The 26,140-nt window shown below is 58.2% G+C and carries 25 protein-coding genes; 9 read left to right on the forward strand and 16 right to left on the reverse strand.

The window, feature by feature from the left end:
• The first annotated feature begins 10 nt into the window (after positions 1–10).
• Together OO25_RS20185 and OO25_RS20190 are read left to right on the forward strand one after the other, a co-directional pair.
• Complete coding sequence (locus OO25_RS20185; RefSeq protein WP_040169807.1) at positions 11–484, forward strand: Lrp/AsnC family transcriptional regulator; 474 nt, start codon at positions 11–13, stop codon at positions 482–484.
• Positions 485–571: 87 nt separating this feature from the next.
• The gene (locus tag OO25_RS20190; RefSeq protein WP_040182428.1) at positions 572–1,816 is read left to right on the forward strand and encodes a lytic murein transglycosylase; all 1,245 of its coding nucleotides are present in this window, start codon (positions 572–574) and stop codon (positions 1,814–1,816) included.
• A 5-nt stretch (positions 1,817–1,821) separates the two neighbouring features.
• Here OO25_RS20190 and OO25_RS20195 read toward each other — a convergent pair whose 3' ends face one another.
• The gene (locus tag OO25_RS20195) at positions 1,822–2,931 is read right to left on the reverse strand and encodes an NAD-dependent epimerase/dehydratase family protein (RefSeq protein WP_040182429.1); all 1,110 of its coding nucleotides are present in this window, start codon (positions 2,929–2,931) and stop codon (positions 1,822–1,824) included.
• 333 nt (positions 2,932–3,264) lie between these two features.
• Between OO25_RS20195 and paaZ the strand changes: the two genes are divergently transcribed.
• Complete coding sequence (gene paaZ, locus OO25_RS20200) at positions 3,265–5,397, forward strand: phenylacetic acid degradation bifunctional protein PaaZ (RefSeq protein WP_040182514.1); 2,133 nt, start codon at positions 3,265–3,267, stop codon at positions 5,395–5,397.
• Positions 5,398–5,431: 34 nt separating this feature from the next.
• A complete protein-coding gene (locus OO25_RS20205) occupies positions 5,432–6,013 on the forward strand; it encodes a flavoprotein (RefSeq protein ID WP_040169813.1) in 582 nt (193 codons plus the stop codon).
• A gap of 63 nt (positions 6,014–6,076) precedes the next feature.
• Here OO25_RS20205 and OO25_RS20210 read toward each other — a convergent pair whose 3' ends face one another.
• From OO25_RS20210 to OO25_RS20225, 4 genes are all read right to left on the reverse strand, one after another.
• The gene (locus OO25_RS20210) at positions 6,077–6,517 is read right to left on the reverse strand and encodes a hypothetical protein (RefSeq protein WP_040182430.1); all 441 of its coding nucleotides are present in this window, start codon (positions 6,515–6,517) and stop codon (positions 6,077–6,079) included.
• Positions 6,518–6,521: 4 nt separating this feature from the next.
• Complete coding sequence (locus OO25_RS20215; RefSeq protein ID WP_040182433.1) at positions 6,522–7,583, reverse strand: hypothetical protein; 1,062 nt, start codon at positions 7,581–7,583, stop codon at positions 6,522–6,524.
• A 90-nt stretch (positions 7,584–7,673) separates the two neighbouring features.
• On the reverse strand, positions 7,674–8,999 hold the full coding sequence (locus OO25_RS20220) for a vanadium-dependent haloperoxidase (RefSeq protein WP_040182434.1): 1,326 nt from the start codon (positions 8,997–8,999) through the stop codon (positions 7,674–7,676).
• Between the two features lie 130 nt (positions 9,000–9,129).
• Positions 9,130–10,587, reverse strand: coding sequence for an SLC13 family permease (locus OO25_RS20225; protein WP_040182436.1), 1,458 nt, complete (start codon positions 10,585–10,587; stop codon positions 9,130–9,132).
• Positions 10,588–10,884: 297 nt separating this feature from the next.
• On the opposite strand from OO25_RS20225, the gene tsaA reads away from it, so the two are divergent.
• The 5 genes from tsaA to OO25_RS20250 all read left to right on the forward strand — a co-directional run bounded on the left by tsaA (position 10,885) and on the right by OO25_RS20250 (position 16,338).
• On the forward strand, positions 10,885–11,343 hold the full coding sequence (gene tsaA, locus OO25_RS20230) for a tRNA (N6-threonylcarbamoyladenosine(37)-N6)-methyltransferase TrmO (RefSeq protein WP_052465735.1): 459 nt from the start codon (positions 10,885–10,887) through the stop codon (positions 11,341–11,343).
• Between the two features lie 42 nt (positions 11,344–11,385).
• Positions 11,386–12,987, forward strand: coding sequence for an ABC transporter substrate-binding protein (locus OO25_RS20235; RefSeq protein WP_040182445.1), 1,602 nt, complete (start codon positions 11,386–11,388; stop codon positions 12,985–12,987).
• Positions 12,988–12,991: 4 nt separating this feature from the next.
• Positions 12,992–14,035 carry an ABC transporter permease gene (locus OO25_RS20240; RefSeq protein ID WP_175304849.1) on the forward strand — a complete coding sequence of 348 codons (1,044 nt, stop codon included), beginning with the start codon at positions 12,992–12,994 and terminating at the stop codon, positions 14,033–14,035.
• A 168-nt stretch (positions 14,036–14,203) separates the two neighbouring features.
• Entirely contained in the window at positions 14,204–14,845 is a 642-nt protein-coding gene (locus OO25_RS20245; RefSeq protein ID WP_242407087.1) for an ABC transporter permease, read from the forward strand.
• Positions 14,842–16,338 carry an ABC transporter ATP-binding protein gene (locus tag OO25_RS20250; protein WP_040182448.1) on the forward strand — a complete coding sequence of 499 codons (1,497 nt, stop codon included), beginning with the start codon at positions 14,842–14,844 and terminating at the stop codon, positions 16,336–16,338. The genes OO25_RS20245 and OO25_RS20250 overlap by 4 nt, the downstream gene beginning before the upstream one ends.
• Here the strand turns inward: OO25_RS20250 and OO25_RS20255 are convergent.
• From OO25_RS20255 to OO25_RS20305, 11 genes are all read right to left on the reverse strand, one after another.
• Positions 16,335–16,892, reverse strand: coding sequence for a gamma-glutamylcyclotransferase (locus OO25_RS20255; protein WP_040182450.1), 558 nt, complete (start codon positions 16,890–16,892; stop codon positions 16,335–16,337). The genes OO25_RS20250 and OO25_RS20255 overlap by 4 nt on opposite strands.
• Before the next feature lie 85 nt (positions 16,893–16,977).
• Positions 16,978–17,664, reverse strand: a complete 687-nt coding sequence (locus tag OO25_RS20260) for a M23 family metallopeptidase (RefSeq protein WP_040182451.1) — start codon at positions 17,662–17,664, stop codon at positions 16,978–16,980.
• Complete coding sequence (locus OO25_RS20265) at positions 17,661–18,236, reverse strand: hypothetical protein (RefSeq protein ID WP_040182452.1); 576 nt, start codon at positions 18,234–18,236, stop codon at positions 17,661–17,663. The genes OO25_RS20260 and OO25_RS20265 overlap by 4 nt, the downstream gene beginning before the upstream one ends.
• A 39-nt stretch (positions 18,237–18,275) precedes the next feature.
• On the reverse strand, positions 18,276–19,469 hold the full coding sequence (locus tag OO25_RS20270; RefSeq protein WP_040182453.1) for an acyl-CoA dehydrogenase family protein: 1,194 nt from the start codon (positions 19,467–19,469) through the stop codon (positions 18,276–18,278).
• A gap of 23 nt (positions 19,470–19,492) precedes the next feature.
• Entirely contained in the window at positions 19,493–19,909 is a 417-nt protein-coding gene (locus OO25_RS20275; RefSeq protein ID WP_040182454.1) for a thioesterase family protein, read from the reverse strand.
• Positions 19,910–19,946: 37 nt separating this feature from the next.
• Positions 19,947–20,549, reverse strand: coding sequence for a prephenate dehydratase (locus tag OO25_RS20280; RefSeq protein ID WP_040182455.1), 603 nt, complete (start codon positions 20,547–20,549; stop codon positions 19,947–19,949).
• A 520-nt stretch (positions 20,550–21,069) separates the two neighbouring features.
• A complete protein-coding gene (locus OO25_RS20285; protein WP_040182457.1) occupies positions 21,070–21,762 on the reverse strand; it encodes a glutathione S-transferase family protein in 693 nt (230 codons plus the stop codon).
• A gap of 215 nt (positions 21,763–21,977) precedes the next feature.
• Entirely contained in the window at positions 21,978–22,868 is an 891-nt protein-coding gene (locus OO25_RS20290) for a LysR family transcriptional regulator (protein WP_040182459.1), read from the reverse strand.
• A 269-nt stretch (positions 22,869–23,137) separates the two neighbouring features.
• Positions 23,138–24,061: a LysR family transcriptional regulator gene (locus OO25_RS20295; RefSeq protein WP_040182461.1), complete on the reverse strand. Its 924-nt coding sequence runs from the start codon at positions 24,059–24,061 to the stop codon at positions 23,138–23,140.
• Between the two features lie 50 nt (positions 24,062–24,111).
• The gene (locus OO25_RS20300) at positions 24,112–25,146 is read right to left on the reverse strand and encodes an ABC transporter ATP-binding protein (RefSeq protein ID WP_040182463.1); all 1,035 of its coding nucleotides are present in this window, start codon (positions 25,144–25,146) and stop codon (positions 24,112–24,114) included.
• Complete coding sequence (locus OO25_RS20305) at positions 25,143–26,135, reverse strand: ABC transporter ATP-binding protein (RefSeq protein ID WP_040169839.1); 993 nt, start codon at positions 26,133–26,135, stop codon at positions 25,143–25,145. Before OO25_RS20305 ends, OO25_RS20300 begins: the two co-directional genes overlap by 4 nt.
• Between the last annotated feature and the right edge of the window lie 5 nt (positions 26,136–26,140).

Raw genomic sequence — 26,140 nt, forward strand, 5'->3', positions numbered from 1 at the left:
GTGAGGTTCTGTGGGCGAAAGACTCGATAAGGCGGATGTGACGCTCCTGACTCTTCTGCAGCGCAACACGCGGCTCGGGCTTGAAGCGATGGCGACTCAGGCTGGGTTGTCTGCGGCCTCGGTACAGCGGCGTCTGAAATCGCTGCGCGAGCGCAAGGTGATCACGGATGAAATTGCATTGGTCGACCCGGCTAAGGTCGGTATGCCAATGACATTTGTGGTGATGGTGGAGTTGGAGCGGGAGCGGTTGGACCAGATTGACGCCTTCACTCGCCGGGCTGGTTCCGAACCGATGGTCCAGCAGTGTTACTATCTGACGGGCGAGGCGGATTTCTGTTTGATCTGCACCGCGTCGGATATGGAGGCCTTTGAAGAGTTGACCAAACGGCTGTTTTTCGAGGACTCAAATGTGCGCCGTTTCCGAACTTCCGTGGTGATGGGGCGCAAGAAAGTCAGCCTTGAAATTCCGGTCTCCGCCGGATGAAATCAGTCTGGTAGGGCGGTGTCTTGTTGCGGGGCCGCAAACGTGGTGCGTGCCGATTCCTAGTTATCACCGAACGGAGTGTCTGAGATGCTGTTTCGTTTACTATCTCTGCTGTTGATCCTCTTGGCGCTGCCATATGAGCCTGCGTTGGCCGTGGATCGCGCACAGGTTGAAAGGCAGTTTCAGCAGTGGTTGGTGAAGGAGATTTGGCCCGAGGCGCGGGCGGCCGGGGTGCGGCGCCCGACATTTGACGCGGCCTTCTCCAGAGTGAGCTTGAACTGGGACCTGCCGGATCTGGTGCCGCCCGGCAGCAAAACGGCCTCGCCCCGCCGTCAGCGTCAGGCGGAATTTGGCGCGCCCGGACGATATTTCAACCGCGGTTCTGTTGACGGGGCAACCTCCATGGGGAGGCGGATGGCGAAGCGGCACGCGACCGCCCTGCGGCAAACCGAACGTCGCACAGGCGTGCCGGGGCGGATTATTCTGGCGATCTGGGGCCGCGAAAGCGGCTATGGTCAGGTAAAGATCCCTCACAATGTCTTTGAAGTTCTGGGCACCAAGGGCTTTATGAGCCGCCGCGCTGACTATTTTCGCCAGGAATTGATTGCCGCGTTGCAAATAGCTGAGGCCGGACATGCGCCTGAACAGGTTATGCGGAGCAGTTGGGCGGGCGCACTGGGGCAGCCACAGTTCATGCCGTCCAGTTTCCTCAAGTTTGCCGAAGACGGCGATGGGGACGGGCGCGCCGATATCTGGCGATCGGAAGCGGATACGATCGCCTCAATCGGGGGGTATCTGGCGCAACACGGCTGGGACAAGACCCGCGACTGGGGGTTTGAGGTTTCTGTGCCCGCGTCGGTATCCTGTTCTTTGGAGGGACCGGATCAAGGACTGAGCATTCGCGAGTGGGAAGCCCGCGGCATCCGCCGCAGTTCGGGCCGAGCCTTTCCGGCGCATGAACGGGACGGCGTGGCCTATCTGATGATGCCGGCAGGGCGCAACGGGCCTGCGTTTTTGGTGACACCAAATTTCTATGTGCTGAAGGACTACAACAAGAGCGATCTTTATGCGTTGTTTGTCGGGCATGTCGGGGATCGCATCCAGTTTGGCGTGCAGGACTTCCGGGGCGCTTGGGGCCGGGTGGACAGCATGCTGCGGTCTGATGTGGCCACCATGCAGCGCGGTCTGGAACGGCGCGGCCATGATGTTGGCGGCGCAGATGGGCTTGCGGGTTTCAAAACGCGGCGTTCGATCGGACGCTGGCAGGAGGCAACCGGACGGCGGGCGACCTGCTTCCCAAGTGCTGCACTGCTGGCTGACCTGTCCAGATAAGCCTATTACCTGACCACTGCGCCGACCGGTTCAGCGCTGATTTGCAGACCGTTCAGCTTCGGTTCGGCGCGATCATCCAGCCAGTGATAAAAGTCGGCAACCATCTCCGGCAACCCGTTGCGCGGCAGTGCAAGGCTGTCCCGTCTGGTGAAATCAAACGCAGTGGTTGCTGCGGGGATTGTCCCCTTGGGGACAGCGGTGGGCAAGGCGTCTTTGGGTGCGAAATTAGATATTTCATTATATATATCAGACCACTGCCAGCTTTTCGCAACGGCAAAATAGCGGCCTTCCGCTTCAGGTTTTTGCAGAGCCGCCAGACATAGACTTGCAAGATCTACTGGATGGATCAGCGACATTGACCCATTGGGCATATTGCGATGCCAGGGGCGCCCCTTGACGGCCATGTCATGAAGATGGCCCAGCACATGACCCTGATCATGGCAGGGCAGTAGCCCAGGGCCAAGGATCATACCCGAGAGCAAAATAACCAGACGCAAGTCACGGTCCTGTGCCAGACGTGTCGCGGCAATCTCCATCGCGGTTTTCTGGGCCGCGATGAATTTCCCATGTTCAATCTGGTGCTCAAGGTCAGAATGGTGCTGCAGTTCATTCTTGATCGCGGGGGGCAGGTTTGGGTCTGCTGAGGCGGTGCTCGACAGGAGCACGATATCACCAATCCCATTGCGATCCGCCGCTGTGATCAGGTTTCGGCAGGCTGTTTTGGCGGGGGTTACGCAATGCGCCATCCCGGCGCGCGGATCCAGATCGTTTGCAGGGGTCCCGTCGGGGGCGGTCCGAATGGATGGCAAGCAGGCAATGACCAAAGCATCGCGACCCTTCAGTGCGTTGGTAAAACTTTCAGGATGGGCGGTGTCTGCGGACACCAGGCGGAGCCTGTCGCGAGCGCCGGGTAAAGCCATGAGCGGAACTGTTTTTGAGGTATCTGTCGCGTCCCGCAATGTGCCGGTGACAGACCACCCCGACGCGAGGGCGGCGCGGGTGATATGTGCGCCTGCCAGTCCGGAAACACCCGCTACACAGATATGCCGAGCCTTGCGTTGAGTACTGCCAAAGGAAGCTTGTCTCAGATTTTGTGGCAATGTGGCACGGGTCATGACATTGTCCCCTTATTCAGAGCGATACGTTCAAACTGGGTGAGCCGACACGCGGCGCGCCCTCCATCCGCAGGCAAGCTCGCAGCGGCACGTCAAAATTGCACATCGAAAATCTTGAGGTCGGGCATCAGCGATGTCTGATGGTCTATGCGCCCGGCAGCCTCAGAAATCCTGAGGCGCAGATTTCAAAGTTTCGATTGGATGTAACGTGCGCTTTGCATGAACCCTAGCAGCGAAATGACTGGAACCTTCTGGCGCGTTAGGTCGCCGTACAAGGCCCCGGTTATCAGGACACCGCATCATCCGGCGATTGATCAACAAGAGGGCTTTGAAGTGACCGATCATGTAAAACGACCCCGTTTTCTTCAAAGTTTGATTGCAGGGCGTTGGGATCACTGTGGCGCACAGACGCAGATGTTTGCTGATGCGGCAACCGATCACCCCAATGCTGTACTTGCCTACGGTCGCGATGACGGGACCCAGGCTGTTGATTTCGCTCGAGCGGTTGGCGGGCCTGCACTGCGGGCATTGGGGTTTCAGGATCGTGCACAGCAGCTGCGGGATGTTGCACGCGTTCTGAAGGACAATCGCGCTGCACTTTATCGTGAAAGCCTGACCATTGGTGCGACACGGCATGACTGCGCACTGGACGTGGACGGCGGTATTGCACGTCTGTCGGCGCTGGCGGGGCAGGCGTTGAAATCACTGCCCAATGCGCCAGTCCTGCACGTTGAGGATGGTATCGGGCCGGGCAGCACCACCGGCCGCCAGCAGATCCTCGCCCCGCTGTCCGGTGTTGCGGTGCATATGACTGGGCTGGATAATCCGGTTTTGGGGATGCTGGAGCAAATTGCGCCCGCACTCATCGCTGGCGTGCCATGTATTGTGTGTCCCGACCCGGTCACTGCCTGTGTGAGCGAGCGCCTGGTGAAGCTAATCCACGACAGCCAGATCCTGCCCACCGGGGCCTTGCAATTGGTATACAGCCCGCCGCTGGAGATTCTGGACAGCCTGTCCGCCGGAGATGCAATCAGCTTTGCCGGGTCCCGCAGCGCGGCCCAGAAATTACGGCAGCACCCGGTGGTGGCTGCTGGTCTGGTGCGGTTGCAATCCTGCGAAACGGGTCTGTCTGCAGCCATCCTCGGCAGCGATGTGGTGCCCGGCAGCCAAGAGTATCAGTTTTTCTTGCGGGAGATCCGCAGTGAATTGATCCTGAGGGCCGGCCAGCGGCGTCATGCAGTGCGCCGTATTCTTCTGCCCCGCCACCGCGAGGCCGAAGTCCTCGCTGATCTGGTCACGACATTGGGGGAGACCATCGTTGGAATGCCGGATGATGTGGCCACCCAAATGGGGGCATTGGTCTCACGCGGGCATCTTGAGACGGTGCAGAACGCATTGGCTGGATTGCGTCATGGGGCAGAACTCCTATCCGAACCGATTTCTACCCCTGTTGAGACGGGCGGGGCTTTTCTGTCGCCGATGCTGTTGCATTGCTCCCAGCCTGCCAACACGCCTGATGTTCACCATACCTTTGTTCAGGGACCCGTCGCGACGGTAATGGCCTACGACAGCCTATGTGACGCCATCGCGCTTGCCAATTTGGCGCCCTGCTCGCGCTACTCAAACGTCTTCACCAACGATAGTCCGCTGGCACAGGAGGCAGCGGCCTGCCTGACATCGGCGGAAGGTCAGATCCGTATTTGCGGAAGTGATATGGCGCGTCAGGCCTTGGAGTTGTCGCCGGATCCATCAGTGCCGCGGCTGTTCGCAGCGACGCATCACGCACAGGTCTGCGGTGCAGAGGACATTCGCCATGCTGTCGCCGCCTATATGATGCGCACGGAGATACACGCACCGCCGCAGCTGCTGACCGCGCTCACAGGGCGATGGGTCGAGGGAGCGGAGACCAGGCACAACGGGCACCCGTTCCGTAAATCTCTGGAAACATTGCGTATTGGGGATCAACTCATCACTGAAACGCGACAGATTACCGAACAGGATGTGGAGCAGTTCGCCCATTTTACGGGAGATGTTTTCTACGCCCATATGGACCAGGAAGCCGCGCGCACGCACCCGTTTTTTGACGACCGTGTCGCGCATGGGCAATTGGTGGTCTCTTTTGCGAACGGGCTGTTGGTTGACCCTGCGCCGGGTCCGGTGCTGGCCAATATAGGTTCCGATAATCTGCGCTTTCACGCGCCGGTGTATTTCGGCGATTGCCTGCATGTGCGTGTGACCTGCAAGGAAATCACACCGCGTGCCTCTGCCCCCTTTGGGGATGTGCGTTGGGACTGCTGCGTTCTGAATGCCTGCGGTGCGGTGGTTGCGCGGTTCGATCTGCTGACACTGGTGATGAAGAGTTGGCCGCCGGTTCCTCAGGACAACGTGAGTGAACATAAAGCTGCGCCGCCTACGGGAGCCGTACCTCACAGGGCACAGGATACGGTTCAGCAACCGGCTGAATAGACTATATTAACCAACTGATAACAGGACATTTTCAATGACTGACACTGCGATTGGCCCTGCTGCGCGGCCGCGTATTCTGATTGGGGTTACGGGGTCCCTGGATGCCACCATGCTGCCGCTATACCTGCGGGCGATCAAGAACGAGATCGACTGTGAACTCACCGCGTTGTTTACACCGACTGCAACGAAATTCGTGAATATGGACGCGGTTGCGTTGTTTCTGGATCGGGTGATCAGCGGTGATAACCCCAAGGATTGGCCCACCGATAAACCGGGCCGCATTGTTGCGGATCACGATATTCTGGCCATTCTGCCCACGACGGCGAACACGCTGTCTGCGATAGCGCATGGATCCTCGCAAAACCGGCTGACCACAGTAATTCTGGCGGCGACCTTTCCAGTGTTGCTGTTCCCTGTCATGGGTGGTCCGATGTGGGAGAAGCCGGCGGTGCGTCGCAACGTTTCCCAGCTGCGCGAAGACGGCTATGAGGTGTTTGAACCGGTTTGGCGTGAGAACTATGATCCGCTGCTGAAGATTCAGCATGGACATCACTCGCTGCCCGATCCGGAGCAGGTTGTGCAGATCTTGCAAAACCGGTTGCCCACGGCTCGCTGATACCGGCCAATAGGGATCTGATACAATCCGGCGCAGCTGCATCTGCGCCGGTTTTGCTGCGCGTCAGAGGGCGTCAATCGTGACCGTAGCGGCAAACACCCCGCCCTCTTGCCGCCCGAGAACCCGATGATCCTGTGCGCGAAGGGACACCGTGACCTGATGCCGCCCGGTTGGTAGATGTCCGAGCACGACATCTGGCTGATAAGCAGTAGCGAGTTTTTTGTCACCAAGATGAACATGGGCATGCCCCCGCGCAAGATCTTTGGCATCGCTGACGCAAAGGTCTGTGAACACGAAATTCTCGACCTCGATCCGCAGGCGCCAACCGTCTGCAGCGTTGTAGATGCTGCTGACCCGAAGGTCCGGCTGCGGATGGTGAGAGGGGATAGTGACAAACAGTTGAGCGGGCAGGGCCTCCACCTGTTTGATCTGCGGCAGGCAGGCACAGATGACGATGAGCGGGGCCGCGGCAAGCATGCTGATACAGAACACTCTTCGCAGCATTCAGCTAGATCCCTTGGGCCTCGACGAGGGTGGTTTGCGGCCGCTGAAACAGGTCAACCGGGGCGCCGCCGTGCAGCAGGAAGAATAGAAAAACCCCGTATAGATTGCCGTGCAACAAAGGCGTTTCCTGCAGGCTGATTGCGAAGAAGCTGAACGCGCAGAGCAGGAGCAGCGAGATCGGCCGGATCAATTGTCCAAGAGCCAGAAGAACCCCGGCCATCAGTTCAATCGCCATCATGATCAGTGCAACAACCGGCAGCGGCAGGCCGAAGAACCACATATCGCCATGCTCCAGAATTGCGATCAGCAGGGTGGGCTGCAGGAATTTTACCAATACGGCAATGGCCGCAAAGGTCGCGCCCATAGCCAATTGAACAAGACTCCAGACCAAAACGGGCGCACTGGGTAAAAGCGGTGGGAGGCTTGGCGGCAACAGGCGATCAAGGCTGAGCGCGCCACTGCCAACATGCAACAGCAGGAACGCCGGCGCGGCAAAATGGAAGCCGTAGTAGGCGATGAAATCGATGGAGAAGAGGCAACTGCCCAACCCAACAAGGCCGAGGATGCCAAGCGCGGCCAGCCGTGTGCCAAGACCCAATACCAGCAACACAGATGTGATCAGCGCCGGCAACGCCAGCCAGTCCCAGCCTGGGATAAGTGTCAGCTGCATATCGGGGACAAATAGCGTTGGCGCGCTCCATGTTTCAGTGCCATGCCGGGGCAGACCGCCCAGAGCATTCATGCCTACGGTCGTCCCCAGACCAAGACGCAGGCACAACGGGCCCCAATCGAGACTGCGATCACTCAAACGCCTGAAAATACGGTCCTCCGTTGGGCGCAAGAGTTGCCCCGCGAGCACGGCTGCGAAAACGGTGAGCGTTGCGAAGAGGGCGAAGACAAGCAATAGGCCCGGGCTGCGAAACAACTCGGGCACGCTCTGCAGTGACAGGGTTTGAACCTCTTGGGGCGTTAGCAGCCATGGTTCGTGTGCTGCCACAGATCCGCTGGTCAGGATCAGGCCGATGCTCAGACCGAGAACAATGCGGGCAGAGACAGGCTGCGCCATGGTCTGGCTCCTTGGCTGGTGGTGGGCATATTCGCAGCACGCCCCGCAACAAGTGAACCTGCTGCGGGGGACCACTTTGCCCAGGCGGTGTTATTGCGACAGTTTGGTAGTTAGAACGCCTGCGCACTCCGTCGCTGCCGCGCTGCCTTTGCCCGAACCGGCGTTTGTCGGGGTCAGAAATTCAGCGCTGATGTGGCTGCCGATCTGATAGCCAAGCATGTCGCCGACCGTGTTTGACCGACGGTAGTGTACGCCGCCGATGACGCGCGATTCTGCCTCCTCTTCAGCGAATTGCGCGAAGGTCTGATAGCTGCGGCTATAGCCGTCTTTCCCCTCAAAGCTAAAGGAAAACTCATCCGTACCAAAGACAGTTTCCATGACCTGCTGAGCGGCGCTGCCGCTGGTGCAGTGCTGGCAGGGATATTCCGGATGCATGGGGGCAGCCACCAAGGGGGTCCAGCCGTCCATCGCGTCCAGTGTCGGGTGGTCGTACCCGTCGCCGAGGGCGGCGATCGCAGTTTCTGGCCGCCAGAACTGATAGGTGTATTTGGCGTTGAACCCGGCAACCAATGCGTCGGTCAGAGCGATATTCAACAGTGCCAGTGTCCGGGCTTCCTCAACCAGTGGGAGCACGCAGGCACGGCTGCTGTCGCGTGCGATCTGGTTCCAGGCTCCGGAGCCTGACCCGGCATGAAGTTTTGCGATGGCGATCAGTTCAGGATTGCTCTGCGATGCTGCGCCGCCGAGTTTGGCAACCTCCGCAAGATCACGCTGAAACTGAAAACTATTGAGCTCGGGTGGTGGCGGGACGTCAAACTGCTTGGCAGAGGTCAGAGCGAAGGGCTGCATGTTGCGGATTTTAGGGGCAACCATCGGCCGCTCAGAGGTGGGCTGGTAGACGCCGTTATCCGCCTGACCAGGGGTGAAATCGCTTGCAAAATCAGCGCCATCCGCCGCCCGTTTTTCGAGCACTGCCTCTGCGGCAAGGGCGCCAAGCTGGACACCTGCCTCCCGGGCCTCATCATCTGTGATTTCGCTCAGGATTGTCTCGGCAGCGGCAGCTAGGTCTGCCTCGCGCTCTGGCATAAGGGTCTGCATGACAACCAATGCCGCCTGCGTTACCGCAGCGCGCCGATCGGCATCCGGTTGCTGAGGGCCATCATATGCATAGGCACTATAGCTTCCCTCAATCGCATTTGCAGCGTCAAACATCGCGGCATGCAGCAATGCAAGCGTGCGCTGACGTTGTGCGCCGGGCCATTTTTCCTCAACAACAAATCGCATTGCGGTTTCCTGCCAATCAGCTGCCAGTTCGGCCTGAGCTGATCCGCTTGTGGTGAAAAAGAGCGCGGTGGCCAGACCGGTGAGACAGGTGTGCGAGAGCAGCTGGCGGCGCCATGGGGTCAGGGTGAACATCGGAGTACCTCGTCCGTGAAAAGTGCAGCTACAGGTAGAAACGCTTTGGCCGTTCGCACAAATCGAAAGTCCCGAAGACGCCCCTCAGTATTTCTTCTGGGGCGCCTTCACCGTGGCGGGATCAGCCCGATCAGAACATTCCAAGGAGATGCCACCACAGCAGATCCAGCGGCGCCAACAGCAGAAGGCTTATCAGGAAGAGGCTGAGACATAGCCGGATTACTGCCCCCGCCGGCAGGTTTCCGGCCTGAATGGCTGCGATCAGTGGAGGCGCCTGGAACGGGAGGAAGACATTGGAAAAGGCCACGACCTGCGTCATCAGGACTGTTTCGAGCGGCAGACCAGTTGCGTCTGATAACTCGCCCGCAAGTGGGGTCATCACAGCTGGCACACCGGGTAGATTTGTGATCATCGCCACCAGCGTTGACAGGCCAATCAGGATTGATGTGTTCCACACCGGCCAATCCCCAGCGAAGGCGACGGTCCCGGTGATGGCCCCGACTACAGATTCGCCAAGTCCGGCGGAGGATATGACGGCGCCGAGCCCCATGATGCCAGCGACAAACAACAAAGCTCCGTAGCTGAGATCAGTGTTGATGCAGCCTTTGCGCGTGAGATCTGCTCCCGGCAGCAGGCAAATCAGTGCGGCCGCCATGCCCACCCACGCGGGGGACACCATATGGATCTGGTCGGTTAGCCACAGCAACAGGCACGACGCCAACACGAGGCTTAGAGCTCGTTCCTGACGGCTAAACGGCGCGGCAGCGGGCGCGACCTTGACACTATGCGGTGGGATGCGGTCTGGAAACATCACCATCGCCAACCCGACTAGGACTGCGGATTTCACAACGCCAAGCACTGGAAAATGCAGAAGAAGATAGTCAAAATAGGAGATATTGATCCCGTAGATGGTTTCCGACATCCCAACGAGGATCATATTCGGGGCATTCGCGGGCAAAATAGTGAAAGCCGGGGCAAAGGTGCCAAAGGTAGCAACTGCCAGCATCCCTGTCCGACCGTTTGAGGCAGCGCCGAAACCGACACGCTCCGCCAGTGCAGAGATCACCGGAAGCAGGATCATGATCCGCCCGATGGACGATGGCATCACAAAGGCCAAAGCCACCGAAAAGACGACGATGCCGGTCAGCAGGCCACCGTAGCTGCGTAGCGGCAGCAACGCGAGAACACCGGCGGCCCGTTTGTCGAGGGTGGTGTGCTTGATCGCAGCGCCGAGGACCAAGCCACTGAACAAAAGCCAAAACGTCGATGAGTGGAAGCCAGAGAAGATGGTTTCAGGCGCTGCGACGCCGAATATCACCGCGACCAGAAAAAAGGCCAAGGCAGTCCAATATTCGGGCACAAGACCGGTGGCCCAAAGACCAATTGCCCCAATCGAAAGCGCGGCAACAATCACAAGATCGGGGGACAGGTACATTGAGGTCGCAAGAGCCGCCAACCCGGCGCAGGTCAGGATCAGAACCAATGTCCAGAGGGCGCGCCCGTTTCGCAGCATTTGTGACAGGGACCGGCCTGCGCCGGTCATTTTCTGTGCGGATGTTGGCGGGGCTGAATTACTTTGATCGGTCATGCGCCTGAAGGTCCTCTGATCTTGGGTCAGGTCCCGATATGCCGCCCGTTAGGGGTTTGATGCCAATCGATTTATCAGAGATGGGGCCTCATAATATCCAAACCCTCGGCTGTCCTCAGGGTTTCAACGTCACGGCCCCCAGACCACAGAAATACTGAGGTGTACGCTCCAGATTTCCGATTTTACGATGGCTGGCCTGCGCAATATCAGGGGGCAACCGTTCGACGGTGGCCCGCCCGCACCTGTTTTGACAGGTGAGCCAGCCTATTCCTTCCCACATACCGTTTGCGAGACACCATGACCGATGCGACGCACCTTCTGACAGTGCCTTCCGAAGTATTTGAAATCACGCCAATCGGTGTAATCCGCACCGGGTTTGAGGAGGTCAGAGACTGCCCGATGTCCGGACGCCGCAATCCAGCCACCAGCCGGATTGAATTGGCCCCTGAATATCACAGTGCGCTACAGAATATCGAATTGGCCTCGCATCTATGGGTCCTTTACTGGCTGCATAAATCCGACCGCAGCGCACGGATACGGCAGGCACGGGGGAGCCAGGTTGCACGCGGGGTTTTCGCCAGCCGGGCGCCAAACCGTCCCAACCCCATTGGTCTGAGTGCGGTTCAGTTGCTGGACCACTTCGATGGGGTTCTGACGATCAGCGGGCTGGATTGCATTGACGGCACCCCGGTTGTGGACCTGAAACCCGTCGTCCCACAGGAAGATGCCCGCCCGGATGCCACCATCGGTTGGTAGCCCGGCCAATCACAGTGCTCCAGTCACGAAGAAAGTAGGCTCATGTCACTCGTTCACCGGTTTGTTCACCCTCGTTTCCTTGCCCATGCTGCGGCTGTCGGACTGGCGCTTGGCGCTGCGCAGTATTCGGGTTTGGGTGCTGATACGCTTATGGCTGCAGAACCGGATCGTCAGAGGCAGTTGGTGATCACTGACAGCAAGGGCGACCGCGGCATGCTCGCGCCTTATGTCCATCGCAAAAACGGGATCGCCTACCTTTATACCAGTTACATCTTTGATACGCTTGTCAGCCAGGACGCCGATGGCAATCCGGCGCCGGGACTGGCCCGAACTTGGACGCGATCTGAGGATGGCTTGAGTTACGATTTGGAACTACAACCGGATGCGAAATGGCATGACGGAACCCCGGTCACCGCAGACGATGTCGCCTTTACTCTGCGCTATATGGCTGAGCATCCTTATGTTTTCGGATCGGTCAAATCGCTTGCCGGGGTTGAGGTCGCGGGCGCCCATGATCTGCGCATCCATATCAAACGCGCGCAATTCGGCCTGGTCGAGGGTCTGTTTTCCGCAATTCCTATCCTTCCCCGGCATATTTATGAGGGTGTGGAAGATCCTTTTCGATTTGCCACATCTGACGCCGCAATTGGCAGCGGTCCCTATCGATTGGCCGCCTACGACAAGGCTCAGGGGCGGTATCGGTTGGAGGCAACAGAAGACCATCCACTCGGGCGGCCGCGGTTCGCGCAGATCTGGATTGTTAAGATGGGGCCCGATGCCGCCCTTCAGGCGATGAGCACCGGTGAGGTGGATGTGATTTCATACCTGCCACCAGATCGCCTTCCTGAGGCGTTGGGCGCTGGTTTCGCTGTCGAAACCTCACCAAGCGACCATGTATTGCGGTTGGGATTCAATCATCGTGGACAGTTTCAGACGAAGGAAGTGCGCCAAGCCATTGCCTACGCTGTTGACCGTTCTGCGCTGCTGGCGACTGCGTTTCCCGGGGTCGCTGAGCTTGCTGAGACAGGCTATTTTCAGCCCGGCTCCAAATGGAAAAGTGAGGATGCAACAGAGGGTTACACCTATGATCCTGCTCGGGCGCGCGACCTGCTGTTGGCTACAGGGTGGACCCAGAACAGCACCGGCCGCTGGCAAGCGCAGGGAGGGGAGATCCGCCTGCGGCTCCTCACGGATGGGCGTGAGGTAAAGCCCGCAAAAGTGATCGCAGAACAGTTGGAAGCGTTTGGATTTGCTGTGGATCTGCGGGTTATGGAGAGTGCTTCCCTGCGCAGTCTGGTGGCTGATGGCGATTATGATCTGACGTTGTTCTCCTCCAGCACGCTGGGCGATCCGGGCAATATCAGTCGCCGGGTCTTCGGGCGTGGCTGGAACAGCGACCGTTTCCCAGCGGACCCCAAAATGACAGGCCTGATCAAAGCGCAGGCCGTTGCTCAAAACCAGGCTGAACGCCAAGAGATACTGGCCCAGTTCCAAAAACTCTATGCAGAAAACCTTCCGTCCTACATGCTGGTCAATCCGCTGATGGCAACCGTCTTCAATGACAAATTGTCAGCCCCATTCATGTCGGGCGGCGTGGCCATTGGGATCCCGTCAGCGCTTCACAAATCCATATTCCTGGAGTGATCCAGTGGACAACGCCTCCCCCTCGCTGCTGGACCACCCGGTGCCGACGGAGATCACAGGAGCAGGATCGCGAGCCGTTGAAAGGTTCACGCGCCTCCTCAGCGGGTTTGTTCTGCGGCTATTGATCTTCTGCTTTGTCATTGCGCTCTGCGCCGTGCTTTCGCGGATGATGCCGGGCGACACGCTGGAGGTCATGCTGTCGACGGATTTCGCGCGGGGTCTTGGCGTCGGCGAGGTGCAGCAATTACAGGAGACGATGGGGCTGGGCGGAGGGATCGCCTCTCAGGTCTGGGACTACTGGGGCAAGCTGCTCTCTGGTGATCTGGGCTATTCAATCCCCCACGCGGCCCCAGTTCTGCAGCTGTTACTGACTGCGTTGCCTTGGACCGGACTGTTGATCCTGGGTGCGATGCCGGTCTTCCTCATTGGTGGCGCTCTGGCGGGGATCGAGGCCGGGCAGCTGCCGGGCGGAACGGTGGATCGTTGGGTCACACCTGTTGTGACAATCCTGGCAAGCCTGCCGCCCTTTACCGGGGCGGTACTGCTGCTCCTTCTGTTTGGCATTCTATGGCCCGTACTGCCGACCGGTGGGGCAGAGCCACTTTTCCCCTCGACGGAGCACTTGGGGCGGGCAATGGGCGTTCTGCGTCACGCGATCCTTCCGATGCTCGCGTTGGCGCTGCATGAGTTGGCGCGGTTCTACTTCCTAGCGCGGGCTGAAACGCTCAATTTAGCCCAACGTGATTTCATCGTGAATGCGCGGGCGCGCGGGATCTCTCCCTGGCGCCTTCGATGGGCCTATATCGGACGCAGCCTGGTACCCGCTTGCCTGTCACGGCTCAGCGATACCTTGACCGGGTTGGTCAGCGCTGTGTTCTTTGTGGAAATCGTTTTTTCCTATCCGGGCACTGGGTATCTGATCTACAGCGCCATCCTGGATCGGGACTATGACCTGTTGCAGGGGGCAGTCGTATTTATGGCGGGGGTTGTCCTGCTCATGAACTGGCTGATCGATGGCCTGTCGGCGCATCTTGCGAGGCGTGGTTAGATGCAGGTGACATCGCGACGGCGGCTGCTTCTCGCGGCAGTCATCTTGCTATGCCTTGGCATCTGGCTTGCAGGGGCGGGTGGGCTGCTCGAATATCATAGCAGCAAAGAGGTGCTGGCACCGCCGGGACAGGGGCATTGGCTGGGCACAAATGAGATCGGGCAGGACGTGCTGACGGGGCTGATACTAGCCACGCCGACCACGCTGGCGCTGGCCATAGCAACGGCACTGGTAACGGTCAGCCTTGCCGTGGGCGCTGCAAGCCTTGTGGTGTTTGGCGGCCCGTTCTTATCCGCGCTTGTGTTGCGGTGCGTGGATATATTGCAGGTGGTGCCGACCATGCTGCTTCTCCTGCTTATTGCGGCCTTGGTCAGTCCCGGCTTCATGGCCTTGTTTTTTCTCTTGGTACTAACAGGTTGGAGCGACGACGTGCGGGTAGCCGCGGCGGTTTTGCGGCGAGAGGCTCTGCGCGAAAATGTTCAATATGCCCGCGTGATGGGGGCAGGGTGGGTCTATTGCTGGCGCTGGCATCTTTTTGCAGCGCTGCGCCCGCTTCTGGGTGCTCTAATGGTTCAAAACATCAGACAGGCCGCGCTGAAGTCCGCAGGCCTGGCGTTTCTGGGCCTGACTGACCCTCGGTTATTAACCTGGGGGAGCATGATGCAATCGGCGATGGACCAGCTTTATACCGATGCGTGGATCTGGCTTTTGCTGCCGCCGGCGGCGCTTTTGTCGCTGTTGTTACATACGACACTGACATTGGGTGACCGGCGCTTGCGCTCTGGCGCGGTTTTAGGACCTGCAGTTTGATCCGGGTCGATGATCTCTGTCTCTGGCATGGACCCCGCGCGATCTTCCGGGATGTCTCGTTTGAGGTGCCCAAAGGGCAGACATTGGCACTGCTCGGGGCGTCCGGCAGCGGTAAAACCTCGCTGGCGCGGCTGCTACTCGGTGTGCTGCCAGGCCGTTACGTGGATATGGCTGATCAAAACGGGGATGGATTCAGCTGGTCGGGGCGGGCTGAGGTTCTGGGGGTTGATATGCTGCGCGCGCCGCGTGCAGATCAGCGCAAACTACGGCGAACGGATTTAAGTCTGATCGTGCAGGCCCTGTCGGACGCGTTAAACCCGCATCAGACCGTTCTTCAGCATGTGGTGGAGCTGCTGCCGCACAGCCGCCGACGGACTTCCCTGGCTTTGTCAATGTGCAAGCGGTTCAACATTCCAGAGCGTATCCTGCACAGATATCCTGCCACCCTCAGCGGTGGCGAAATCCAGCGGGTTCTGACCGCGTTGGCTTTGGCACGTGATCCGCAGGTCCTGATCCTTGACGAACCGACCGCTGCACTGGATCACGGCAATCGCACACTGGCAGTTGCTGCACTTAGCGAGGGGCGGGCGCAGCGCAGCCAATTGCTGATTACCCATGATCTTGATCTGGCAGGCAAGATGGCAGATCGCATGGTGATCCTGCATGATAAAAAGCTGGTGGAGCGCGGCCCTGCAGTCGAGATGTTGATGCGACCAAGCGGGCATGCTGGGATCCGCCGTCCGCGCACGATGGCGCAACGGGGCATCGCCCCGCTGGTTCCGAGGCCCGAACCGCTGCCGACGAGCCCGCCGGGGCTGGTGATCCAGAATCTATCTCATCAACAGGCCGGAACGCAGGTGTTGCGTGACATCTCAGCAGTAGCCCGGCCGGGCCGGTGTCTGGCGGTCTTTGGCCCGAGCGGTGGCGGCAAGTCTACGCTGGCCCGCTTGCTCTGCGGATACGAGCGGTTGCAGACGGGCCGTGTATTGTGGCGGCCCCGAGATGAGGCCCATCCTCGGAAATGCCACCCACATGAACTGGCGTTGGTCGCGCAGCATCCGCATCGGGCAATGGCGCGACATATGAGTGTGGGCGAGGTTTTGCACGATGCCCAGCGACTGTTTCGTCGCTTAGGTCGCGCGGGTCGCGATATCGATATTGCGGGGCTGATGGAGAGAGTTGGCCTGCCGCATTCCGGCGCCTTTTTATCACAACGCGCAGCGGATCTGTCTGGGGGCGAGGCGCAGCGTCTGATCATCGCGCGCGCGTTGCTATCGCGACCGCTCTGCATGATTGCGGATGAACCGACGGCATCCCTGGACAGCGATACCCGCGATACCATTCTCAATCTCTTCAGGCGTCTTATGGTAGAGGAGCAGTTGGCCCTGATCGTGTTTACGCATGACCCGAAGGTGGCAGCGGCCCTGGGTCATGAAATCCGCTTTCTATCGGAGGGGCAGCTGCGTCTTAGTCCTTCGGGCGTGGCAGCTTAGCGGTGATTGGCTTCACCCTGTGCTGCCTGCAGCGTGCGCACTTCTGCTGAAAGCCAGTCGAGTTTGTCATCCGCAATCCCGAGATCGCGCAGATGATCGGCGGTATTCCACAGATAATCGCAGTTGGGGCCGCGTTCACCGGCTGCATGGGCGATGATCTCCGCCTGTCGTGGCAGGCTGTGGTTGTCATATTGCTCATGATCCCGGTTGACGACATAGGTCAGTGCCTCAACCATGCGGCCATCCGCGAGGGCAAGCGGCGTCGTGATTTCACGGTACGCGGGATTGAACAGCTCGCGCGCGCGCAGGTCTTTCAGGACCTCTGGTTCCTGACCGGATGTCACCGCCAGTGCAACGCCGTTACAGACCGCGTCTTCTGCGGCGTCCAATGCAAGCACCAGACCAGGTTGCGCAATGGTGCCACGATAGCGCAGAGAGTTCAGACAGAACCGGCGCTGATAGCCGCGGAGTTGGGCGGGCAGCTGCTCCGCTGGTTCAAATCCGGGATCCCAGATCAATGATCCATAAGCAAAAACCCAAAGTGTGTCGGACATTATGCAGTTCCTTGATGCGGTCAGGATGCGCCCCCGTCGGAAAAAAGGCGGAAGAGGTCAGGGGTCCCCTCTCCCGCCAGGCAGATCAGTCTGTCAGCTGGCGATAGGAGGTCACCAGACTGCTGTAAGGGGGCACGAAGACTGAACGCATTTCGTCGCCGATCTGAACCGTTTCCTTGACGTCGAAATGCAAATGGATCGGCAGTTCCGAGATCCAGGAATTTGACACTTTGCCAAGGCGATCCCCTTTGGACACCTTGTCCAGCGGGGCAACGGCGAGGTCGTCCATATTCATATGAACATAGCGGTAGAGCGTGCCGGAGGGCGTCTGCAAGGTCAGGGCGAAGCGGCCTACATGCGCAATCACACCGTCCTCAACCGCAACCGCCCAATGCGTATCAGTCTGGCAGGTGGCGGGGCGAATATCCTGTCCCTGATGGCCGCCCGATGCACAGACCGGCAGATCTGAACGGCGCAGCTCGCAGAAATTGTCGCGCCACGGATAGCTGTAGTTGACGCTGTCACATTGGCTTCCGCCATTTCCCTTGAACCCGCCGGGCCCATAAACGTGAGAGTTCGCATAGGCTGGCCCACTTTCCAGCGGGAAGCGCATATCGGGATATAGAACCGCCCCGATTGAGAGGCCAATACCAGTATCTTTGATCAGGTCGCCGGGTGCCTTGAATCGATCATCTGCAATTGCGGGCGTGACAGAGATCAGAGCCGAGAGGGCGAGAGCACCGCAATAGAGGCTTGTTGCGCGTGGTGTCATTGATCCGCTCCCTTCACCACGGTGAGGGATCCGGCCAGTTCCGCAAGATAGTCCGGTTTGATACAGCGCACATCCTCAGTCGGAGCATCACAGGTGATCCGCAGGGTGTATGTCCCACCAAAGCGGCTGAGCATGTGATCAGCCCCGTCGCCCGTGGACTCGTAGGACCGCGCTTCGTGTTTGAAGGACAGGCCGGGCACGTCCACAAGGTGCGTTCGGCTCCCCATGACACTGACCTGCACTCCCTCCAGCTGGTAGTAAGCAGCGTAGGCATTACCCTGCCCACGAAACGCTGGAAGACCGGCAGCGGTATTGGCCCCGAGGATCATGACAGCCATTGCCATATCATCAAATCCATCAGGCTCGGTGGCAAGAAACGCAGCCGTGAGGGTCCGGTCGTCTGCACTTGCCGCGTCAATTGCAGATGTGGCGGCGGCCCAGTCAATGCTGCTCACAGCACGTGTCGCGTCGGAGGGTTTATCTACCGCAAGGGCAGGGAGTGCCATCAGCGTGAGCGCCGCAGCTGTGGCCGCGACCGCTCCGGCAGCTTTGGCACAAGGGGATGAGGTCATCGTCTCTCTCCAGTCATTATTTATTCGGGTTGGCTCGCTCTAGGCGGGTTCCAGCGTTTTTGGTGTCGCGGGATTGGCGGCTTTCTTGGACTTGGCGTGCAACCGGGTCATCTGGCCAAAAATGTTGCGCCGGTGCATTTCCTCAGTGCCGCCCACGCTACAGAACGCCAGAGCGTCCCGCAGAAAGGTGGTAATCTGCCCCTCGTGGTAGCCTTTGCTGCCGTAGAGCTTCATCAGCTCCATCGCGCCTTCAACGATGGTTTCCGCACCGACAAGTTTGGAAATCGAGCAGGTCATTGCGGCTTCCGGCGCACCACTGAGCAGTTGATGCAGTGCGCCGTAGGATACCCACTTCGCGCTTTCGGTGCCGATGCGAATATCGGTCAGCTTTTTCTGAATATACTGATGCTCGATGATCGGGACATCAAACGTTGTCCGTTTCTTTGAAAAATCAAACGCTTCAGACAGCATAGGTTCAATCAGCCAAGCTGCCGCCAGACCATAGTACAAACGCCCCATGGAGACGATGTTCACCAGGTTACGAAGGCCGGCTCCGGGTTCGCCCAGAAGGTGACCGTAGTGGAGCGGCACATCATCAAATCGCATTTGACCGGTCGGCAGGTCCAGATTGCCCAGTTTGCGATCTTGCGCGCCGATCGTCAGTCCGGGGCTATCGGCATCCAGCAACACCAGCGAAATGCCTTCGCGGCCGTGGTCACTCAGCTTACAGACAACAAGAATGAAGCTGGCGACTGGGGCATGAGCAATGTTGTATTTTGCGCCGTTCAGACGAAAGGTCTCATTGGGGCCGGGGGTTAACAGTGACGATGTTGCCCGCACATCGGTGCCGGTGTCAGGATCCGCAATTGCAGTCGCACTCAGCTCTCCATTGAGGATCCGGCCCAGATATTCGCGCTTCTGACTGTCGCTGCCATAGAGATCCAATGCGCGCACCATGCCAGCCTGCGCGATCACCGACAGCAGCATTCCGGGGGTGCGCAAAGTGGCCGCAAGGCCTTCTAACGCGGCAGTAAACCCCCACCAGTCCCGGCCATCGCCGCCAAAATCGCGCGGCACGATCATCCGCCACAAACCAGCTGCGGTCAGGCGATCCCAAGTGCGCTGATCAAAGGCACGACGCCCCAGGTGCAGCTCATCCGGGTCGGCCATTTTCCCGATCGCTGCAAAGGCGGTACGGGTCTGCTGCTGCTCGGCTGTCCAGTTCAATTGCATGTCTTCGTCCTCGCAAACAGGGATCAGGCGGTTTCCTGAAAAGTCGCAACGCTTTCCTTGAAGGCATCCGGCACCGGGTAGGTGGCCTGTTTGTCGTAGTCGAACATCACATGGACAGATTTGGCATTGGCCACGACGCGCCGATCTGCGTCGTCGATATGCATAACATGCTCCATCTCGAAGCTCTTGCCGCCAAAGCTAATCACCCGGCTGCAAACGACGAGGTTGTCGCCATAGAGCGCCTGAGAGATGTAATCGCAGGAGGTTTTGACCATGATATGCGGCAGCTTCTCGGACTTTGGCAGCTCCAGAAGGTCATGCATGTATTCCAGGTAGGCCGATTGCATGTAGTCGTAGTAAACCGGGCTGCTGACATGCCCCATGGAATCCGTATCGCGGTAACGGATTTCGACGGGGGTTTCGAAGGCTGTGTTGGACATGATGTCCCTCCTGTTGGTGTAGATTGTCGGGGCAGGATCAGGCGTGCTGGGTGCAGTCCTGGCAGGCGCGTTTTTCCAGCGGACCATGGATGGTAAATCCCATAGGAACGGGACCGAATTTGCGCAGGATCGGCAGCCCGAATTGCTCGGCCGCGCAGAGCGTGGTGATACAGCCGTCAGCGTGGCCCTCCGCGCAGTCCCGCGCGGCGATGACATTGCTGGAGACAAAGCGTCGCTCAACCGTGATCGGGAGCAGCTTTTCAGGTGCAGGATGGGTGGCGCAGATCTTGGGCTCCGCCCCGGTGCGGGAGGCGAGAACCATATTGTCGGTGTTCATGATGAACACATCCAGCAGCTTCATCTTCTGGATATGTTCGTAGATGATTGAGTGCAGGTGCGGGTAAGCCACCACGCCAACCAAAACTGCCCCATCCTGGCAGGCGACACTGTCTGCGGCCTGTTCCATCGTCCGATGCAGCTTTACCGAAGCGCCCTGACACCGGCGCAATGCCCAGGATAGGGCTGCACGCTCGCAATTGGTACCAGCCGGACCTAGCGTATGAACCTGTTTTACCCAGCCGAATGTTTCGGGGTGCGGAATATACTCGGCGTCGGCGTTATTTTCGATTTGAAGATCCATCACTCGTCTCTTCCGCTAATTGAATTCATATAGGGCCATTGTAAATTTCTCATCTGTTTATCCAAATTTGATTTGGATATTGAGGCAAGGGCAAATTTTTATGATTATTGCGGTGGGTTCTTGTCTAGGTTTGCACCAGCCCTACATCATAGTTTCAAACGAATCTAATTTCTTGATCCCATCGAAACGGTAAAGGCTTCTCGGAACAATTCGAAAAACCTGATGCTGTTCCTCAGGTATAATGAGGAGTGGGTTATGAACTCACAAATGTCATGGAAAAGCGGAAATTGTCGGTACAGCGGATCACGTTATCCGGCGTGTCGCCCGATAAGCAGGCGAAATGCCGCTCACGCTATGAGGTCGTCAGTTTGCACAAAAAAGATGGCCTGTTTCACCCTCCTTGGAAGGGCGAAACAGGCGCTGGACTGCTGCGTGTGTCATGCGGGTGGCGTCACATATTTTTGAGGCCTGCGGCCATGACACGCAAGATAGTCAGAGGGCGTGAACACGAAGGCCAGTGTCAGCCTGACTGGGCCGGATTCCGACCAACGCCATCATAAAGGTCAAGACAGCGCTCAAACCAGTTTGAAACGATATCACCTTTTTCAAACAAAGTGTTGGGCGCGCATACGTTACACCATTGAAGGGTCCCGAAAAGGGTAAAATCGGCATAGGCAGGCATCGCCCCTGACAGCCAGTCCTGGGTCGCCAGAAGATCGCGTACCGGCGCGAGTTTTTCCGGTAGCCGCGCGCGTTCGTCCTCGCCACCTTCTGCCATAGTCTCAAGTGGCATGCCAAACCGACGTTCACGGGCGGATCGGAAATAGAGCTGGTCGTCCGGGGACATCAGATTGTGCATATCCATGACAGCAATGGTTGCGAGACTGGGGTGGAGGACGGTTTTACAGTAGCTTTCTACGAAACGGGTCAAAGCTACCGCCCCCTTGCCATCAAACAGGGCCGGGGCATCGGCATAGGTTTCGTCAAGATATCGGGCAATATCGAAACTCTCCCCCAATACCGTATTGCCATCACGCAGCACTGGAACGCTGCTAAAGCTTCCGTCTTCAACATTTGGGATATCTGCGAAAGAGACCGGGATAAGGTCGTAATCTAGCTCTTTATGGTTCAGGGCCATAATGATTTTCCATACATGTGGTGAGTAGTGACGTATTCCGTCCTCGCCACATAGGCTGTACAGCTTGCGGTTCATCTGTGCGCTCCATATTGAGATTATAGGGATAACTTTGGCTGGAAAACCAGGAATCAATTCCTCAATAGTTATCGGAGCTTTATCCACACAAGTGAAATCAGCAATATGTTTATTGTAAAAATAAAAAATCGGCAAACAAAAGCTGTTTTGAGGCGCTGGCAGGGGTGGATAGCACCGCTGGGCTGGCAGTCTCTGGGTGTGATTGCGGCGTGATGTTAAGCAGGGATCGCCATCTGTTCTGTGGTCAGCAGATCGCGCACGGCGCTGATGATTGGGTCTTTTGCACGCGATGCGAGATGCGCGAACAGGACACGTGTGGATTTGCGCACCTCAAGAAGCAGGGCAATATCGCCGCTCACCGGTTCGGTCCCCGCAGAACTGACATGAACCAGCCCTATGCCAGCACCGCTTGCGATCAGGGTTCGTGTGATCGTTTCGTCATCAACATTGATGATGCGGGCGGGTTGGATGCCGTTTTCCTTAAACAGGCGCTCCGCGATGCGACCGCAGCATGAACTATACGTCGGATAGATCCAAGGCAGAGCTTCGAGACGAGCCCAGTCAAGTTCTGTGCGTTCCGGGACCAGATCCGGGGCCGCGGCAAGATAGACGCTAAAATGCGAAATTTCGAGCGTTTCCAGATCGGTATGTGCTTCGTCCGGATCAATGAAAAAGCCGGCATCCAGCCGTCCATTGCGAATATCGTCCAGCACGCTGGAGGAGGTGCCATGTTGCAAAGCGACCTCCAGGTCAGGGAAGTTCTTCGACAGATCTGCCAGCAGGCGGCTTACCTCAGTTGATCCCAGATTGCGCCCGGCACCGACCCGTAGCTGACCGGCCAAACGACCACGTAGGCGAGAGGCTTCCTCCAAAAATTTCTGGTGATTGTCCAGCAGTTGCCGCGCTTCCACCAAGAGCCGCTGGCCGTCGGTGGTGACGCTCATTCCACGTGGTGTGCGCTGGAATAATGTCAGGCCAAGCGTGTCTTCCATCGTTTTGATATGGGCGCTGACAGCAGGTTGACTGCGAAACAGCAATTCTGACGCGCGCGTGATACTTCCTTCCCTTGCCACGGTGACAAAGGTCTTGAGTTGACTGATATCCATGGTTACCCCTTCAGATGCTATAGGGCGCCAAGGACCATGGCACCGCTATACAATGGCACGCCGCCACCCCTGGTCAGCGCACTCAGACCATCTTTTATGCGCCTTTTGCGTGAAGTCAAAATATAAACACTCGCAAAACGGTAGTTCGGCTGCATTCCGCCTGCGCTCAATACCAGCTGGAGTGCGCTCATTCACGCTCATCAACGAATTGATGAGACATAGGTGGCGTCATAGCGAACTGAGGTAACGACGGCGTAACGGAGTGGACGTCAGCTGATCGACGTCGCGCCATCGCCCATTCGTCGCCACAGGCTGTTCAACGTGGGTTTGCTATTCTCGGTCTCACGATAAAGGCGGACCGATAGGGGGGTCACAAACGCCTCCCCACCGGCAAGCGCAAGGCGGCCCTCAGTAAGTTCGGCCTGGCAGAGTTTGCGCGGGAGCCACCCCAGCCCGAAACCTTCAAGGATCATTGCCTTAACCGAGTTGGCGAGAGAATTCTGGTTCACCACCAGCAGGTTTGGCGGCGAAATCTGCTGGCGCAGCGTGTGGTCCAATACCGACCTCAGCGCCGACGCGCTCCCATACGACAGAAGAGGTATCTGCCGCTTGGCATCCCGGCGCAGATCAAACAGCGGGTCGCCGTCAGCATCGGTTTTTGAAACCGGGATGAATTCGTCCTCTGACAGCGTCAGGTAGTCGCATTTGCTGACCTCCAGCGGGGACAGGAAATCCATCGCCGGGTGCCAATAGGTCAGGATAACGTCGCAATACCTCTGCTGCAGCGCGGTCACAAATTGATCGGCCGCCCAGCTGGTTGAGTTGAGATCAACGTCCAGCCCGCCAGCCTCCATCAGAGGTTCGATGTGGTCTCGGAAATGCGTCATGTAAAGCGACTGTGACGACGCAAAACGAATGACGTTTTCACCTGCAGCATCAATGGTCTGGCAGCGTTCGAGTGTCTCAGAGTATGTGCGCAGGATTATTTTTGCCTGCGACAGGAACACATCCCCAGCAGGCGTCAGAGACAGCGGGAAAGTTTGCCTGTTGATCAGCTTTACGCCAACCTCATCCTCCAGGGCACGAATGCGCCTGGAGAATGCAGGTTGGCTGACGTTGCGGTCTTCCGCTGCGCGCGAAAAATTCTTATGCGTTGTCAGCGCTTCGAAATCTCTGAGCCAGATAATATCCAACTTGCCTAGGTCCGTTCTGGGGTCATCCAGTGGGCCGGGGGTTCCGGTGTTTAGCTGTCTAGCCTATCTTCTTCGACTGCGTGGCAGGCAACAGTGCTGCCGTCTGCTTGGCGCAGTGGCCGTGGCCGCGACTCGCGACATCTAGCATTCGCAAATGCACAGCGCGTTTGGAAGGGGCAACCTTGAGGCAAGTTGATCGGCGTCGGGATCTCACCTTGCAGCCGGATGTGGCTTTGTCCTTGGTCTTTCAACTGTGGGACTGCCGACAACAGAGCTTTGGTATATGGGTGTTTCGGGTTTTCAAACAAGGTTCGCGTATCGGCCAGTTCACACAATGTGCCGAGATACAGCACCGCAACGCGGGTGCCGAAATGCTCCACAACACTCAGATCATGGGTGATGAAGAAGTAGGTCAGACCGCGCTGGTCTTTCGCCTCCAGCATCAGGTTCAGAACCTGCGCCTGAATCGAGACGTCCAACGCCGAGATAGGTTCATCTGCGATGATGAACTCAGGATCCACCGTCAGCGCACGCGCAATGGCGATCCGCTGGCGTTGGCCGCCGGAGAACTCATGCGGATAGCGGCTGGACCAGCTGGGATCCACACCAACCGACCGCATCACTTCTGAGACCTTGTCGCGAACTTCGCTGCCCGACAATGAGGGATTGTGGTGGCGAACCGGCTCTTCCAGCGCTTGCTGAATAGTCATGCGCGGATTGAGGGAGGCATAAGGGTTCTGAAAGATCATCTGCATCTTCTTGCGCAGAGGCATCATCTCCCCGCGCGAGCGATCGTCAATCCGTTCACCATCATAGTGGATCTCGCCGCCGCTCGGCGTCAGCAGCCCGGCTACCAGACGAGCGACGGTGGATTTGCCGCAGCCCGATTCACCGACGATACACAGCGCCTCGCCCCGATCAGCACTAAGGGAGACATTGTTCACCGCATGAACAGCGCGTTTTTCCCGGGTGATGCGGCCGCCGCGCAGCTTGATTGTTTCCAGAAACCCTTTGTCCAGCTCAAAGCGTTTTTCAAGGTTCTTCAGTTCAAGCAGTGGTTTGCTGTCTTGTGTCTGGATAGTCATACGCTTGCCTCCTCAAGGCTGGCATTTTGCAGGCGGGAGACTTCGTGACAGGCGACCTCGACCTGACGGTAGCTGACTGTTTCCGGCAAAACCTTGCGGCAATGGTCGACCGCATATTCGCAACGCGGACTGAACGGGCAGCCCGGCGGGATAGATGTCAGACCAGGCATATTTCCTGGGATCTGCTTCAGCCGTTGACCCGGCAGAGTCTGTTGCGGCAGCGCATTGATCAGCCCCTGCGTATAGGGATGCTGGGGGTCGTTGATGATCTCACGGGTCGGACCGGCCTCAATCAGCCGGCCGGCATACATCACCAAGGTGCGCTCCGTCATCTGGCTAACGACGCCAAGGTCATGGGTGATCAGGATCAGACCGACCTTGTTGGACTGGCACAGTTCCAGCAGCAATTCCATAATATCCGCCTGAATGGTCACATCCAGCGCGGTAGTCGGCTCATCCGCGATGATCAGCTCGGGATCAAGCAGCAACGCCATCGCAATGATAATCCGCTGGCGCATGCCACCGGACAGTTCATGCGGGTATTGGTTCAGCCGTTCCTCTGGCGAGGGGATATAAACCTCTCGCAGCTTCAGCACCGCGATCTGTTCCGCTTCGGCTTTGCTCAGCGAGCGGTGGGCCTTCAGCGTCTCAACCATCTGCTGGCCGATGGTCAGCACCGGATTGAGGGTCACCATCGGATCCTGAAAAATCATCGCCATGCGATTGCCGCGGATCTTGCGCATTTCGGCGTCTGACAGTTTGACGATATCCTTGTCGCCAAACAGGATCTGGCCGCTGTCGATGAAGCCCGGTCGGCTGAGCAAGTTCATCAGCGAAAACCCGGTGATGGATTTGCCAGCGCCGGATTCCCCGACGATGCCCAGGCGCTCGCCTTTGCCAAGATCGAAGGAAATCTGGTTCAATGCGGTGACGGTGTGATCACGCATCGCAAATTTGACCGTCAGGTCGCGAACGGAAAGCAACGACATCGCTC

It is taken from the genome of Phaeobacter sp. S60 (assembly GCF_000826845.1).
Taxonomy (GTDB): domain Bacteria; phylum Pseudomonadota; class Alphaproteobacteria; order Rhodobacterales; family Rhodobacteraceae; genus Phaeobacter; species Phaeobacter piscinae.

What these genes read in the sequence shown, in the direction of transcription:
- OO25_RS20280 (WP_040182455.1), bottom strand. Translation starts at nt 20,549, where the DNA reads ATGGATCTTCAAATCGAAAATAACGCCGACGCCGAGTATATTCCGCAC.
- OO25_RS20305 (WP_040169839.1), bottom strand. Translation starts at nt 26,135, where the DNA reads ATGTCGTTGCTTTCCGTTCGCGACCTGACGGTCAAATTTGCGATGCGT.
- OO25_RS20275 (WP_040182454.1), bottom strand. Translation starts at nt 19,909, where the DNA reads ATGTCCAACACAGCCTTCGAAACCCCCGTCGAAATCCGTTACCGCGAT.
- OO25_RS20260 (WP_040182451.1), bottom strand. Translation starts at nt 17,664, where the DNA reads ATGACACCACGCGCAACAAGCCTCTATTGCGGTGCTCTCGCCCTCTCG.
- OO25_RS20255 (WP_040182450.1), bottom strand. Translation starts at nt 16,892, where the DNA reads ATGTCCGACACACTTTGGGTTTTTGCTTATGGATCATTGATCTGGGAT.
- OO25_RS20265 (WP_040182452.1), bottom strand. Translation starts at nt 18,236, where the DNA reads ATGACCTCATCCCCTTGTGCCAAAGCTGCCGGAGCGGTCGCGGCCACA.
- OO25_RS20235 (WP_040182445.1), top strand. Translation starts at nt 11,386, where the DNA reads ATGTCACTCGTTCACCGGTTTGTTCACCCTCGTTTCCTTGCCCATGCT.
- OO25_RS20270 (WP_040182453.1), bottom strand. Translation starts at nt 19,469, where the DNA reads ATGCAATTGAACTGGACAGCCGAGCAGCAGCAGACCCGTACCGCCTTT.
- OO25_RS20285 (WP_040182457.1), bottom strand. Translation starts at nt 21,762, where the DNA reads ATGAACCGCAAGCTGTACAGCCTATGTGGCGAGGACGGAATACGTCAC.
- OO25_RS20225 (WP_040182436.1), bottom strand. Translation starts at nt 10,587, where the DNA reads ATGACCGATCAAAGTAATTCAGCCCCGCCAACATCCGCACAGAAAATG.
- OO25_RS20210 (WP_040182430.1), bottom strand. Translation starts at nt 6,517, where the DNA reads ATGCTGCGAAGAGTGTTCTGTATCAGCATGCTTGCCGCGGCCCCGCTC.
- OO25_RS20190 (WP_040182428.1), top strand. Translation starts at nt 572, where the DNA reads ATGCTGTTTCGTTTACTATCTCTGCTGTTGATCCTCTTGGCGCTGCCA.
- OO25_RS20290 (WP_040182459.1), bottom strand. Translation starts at nt 22,868, where the DNA reads ATGGATATCAGTCAACTCAAGACCTTTGTCACCGTGGCAAGGGAAGGA.
- OO25_RS20300 (WP_040182463.1), bottom strand. Translation starts at nt 25,146, where the DNA reads ATGACTATCCAGACACAAGACAGCAAACCACTGCTTGAACTGAAGAAC.
- tsaA (WP_052465735.1), top strand. Translation starts at nt 10,885, where the DNA reads ATGACCGATGCGACGCACCTTCTGACAGTGCCTTCCGAAGTATTTGAA.
- OO25_RS20205 (WP_040169813.1), top strand. Translation starts at nt 5,432, where the DNA reads ATGACTGACACTGCGATTGGCCCTGCTGCGCGGCCGCGTATTCTGATT.
- OO25_RS20215 (WP_040182433.1), bottom strand. Translation starts at nt 7,583, where the DNA reads ATGGCGCAGCCTGTCTCTGCCCGCATTGTTCTCGGTCTGAGCATCGGC.
- OO25_RS20195 (WP_040182429.1), bottom strand. Translation starts at nt 2,931, where the DNA reads ATGACCCGTGCCACATTGCCACAAAATCTGAGACAAGCTTCCTTTGGC.
- OO25_RS20220 (WP_040182434.1), bottom strand. Translation starts at nt 8,999, where the DNA reads ATGTTCACCCTGACCCCATGGCGCCGCCAGCTGCTCTCGCACACCTGT.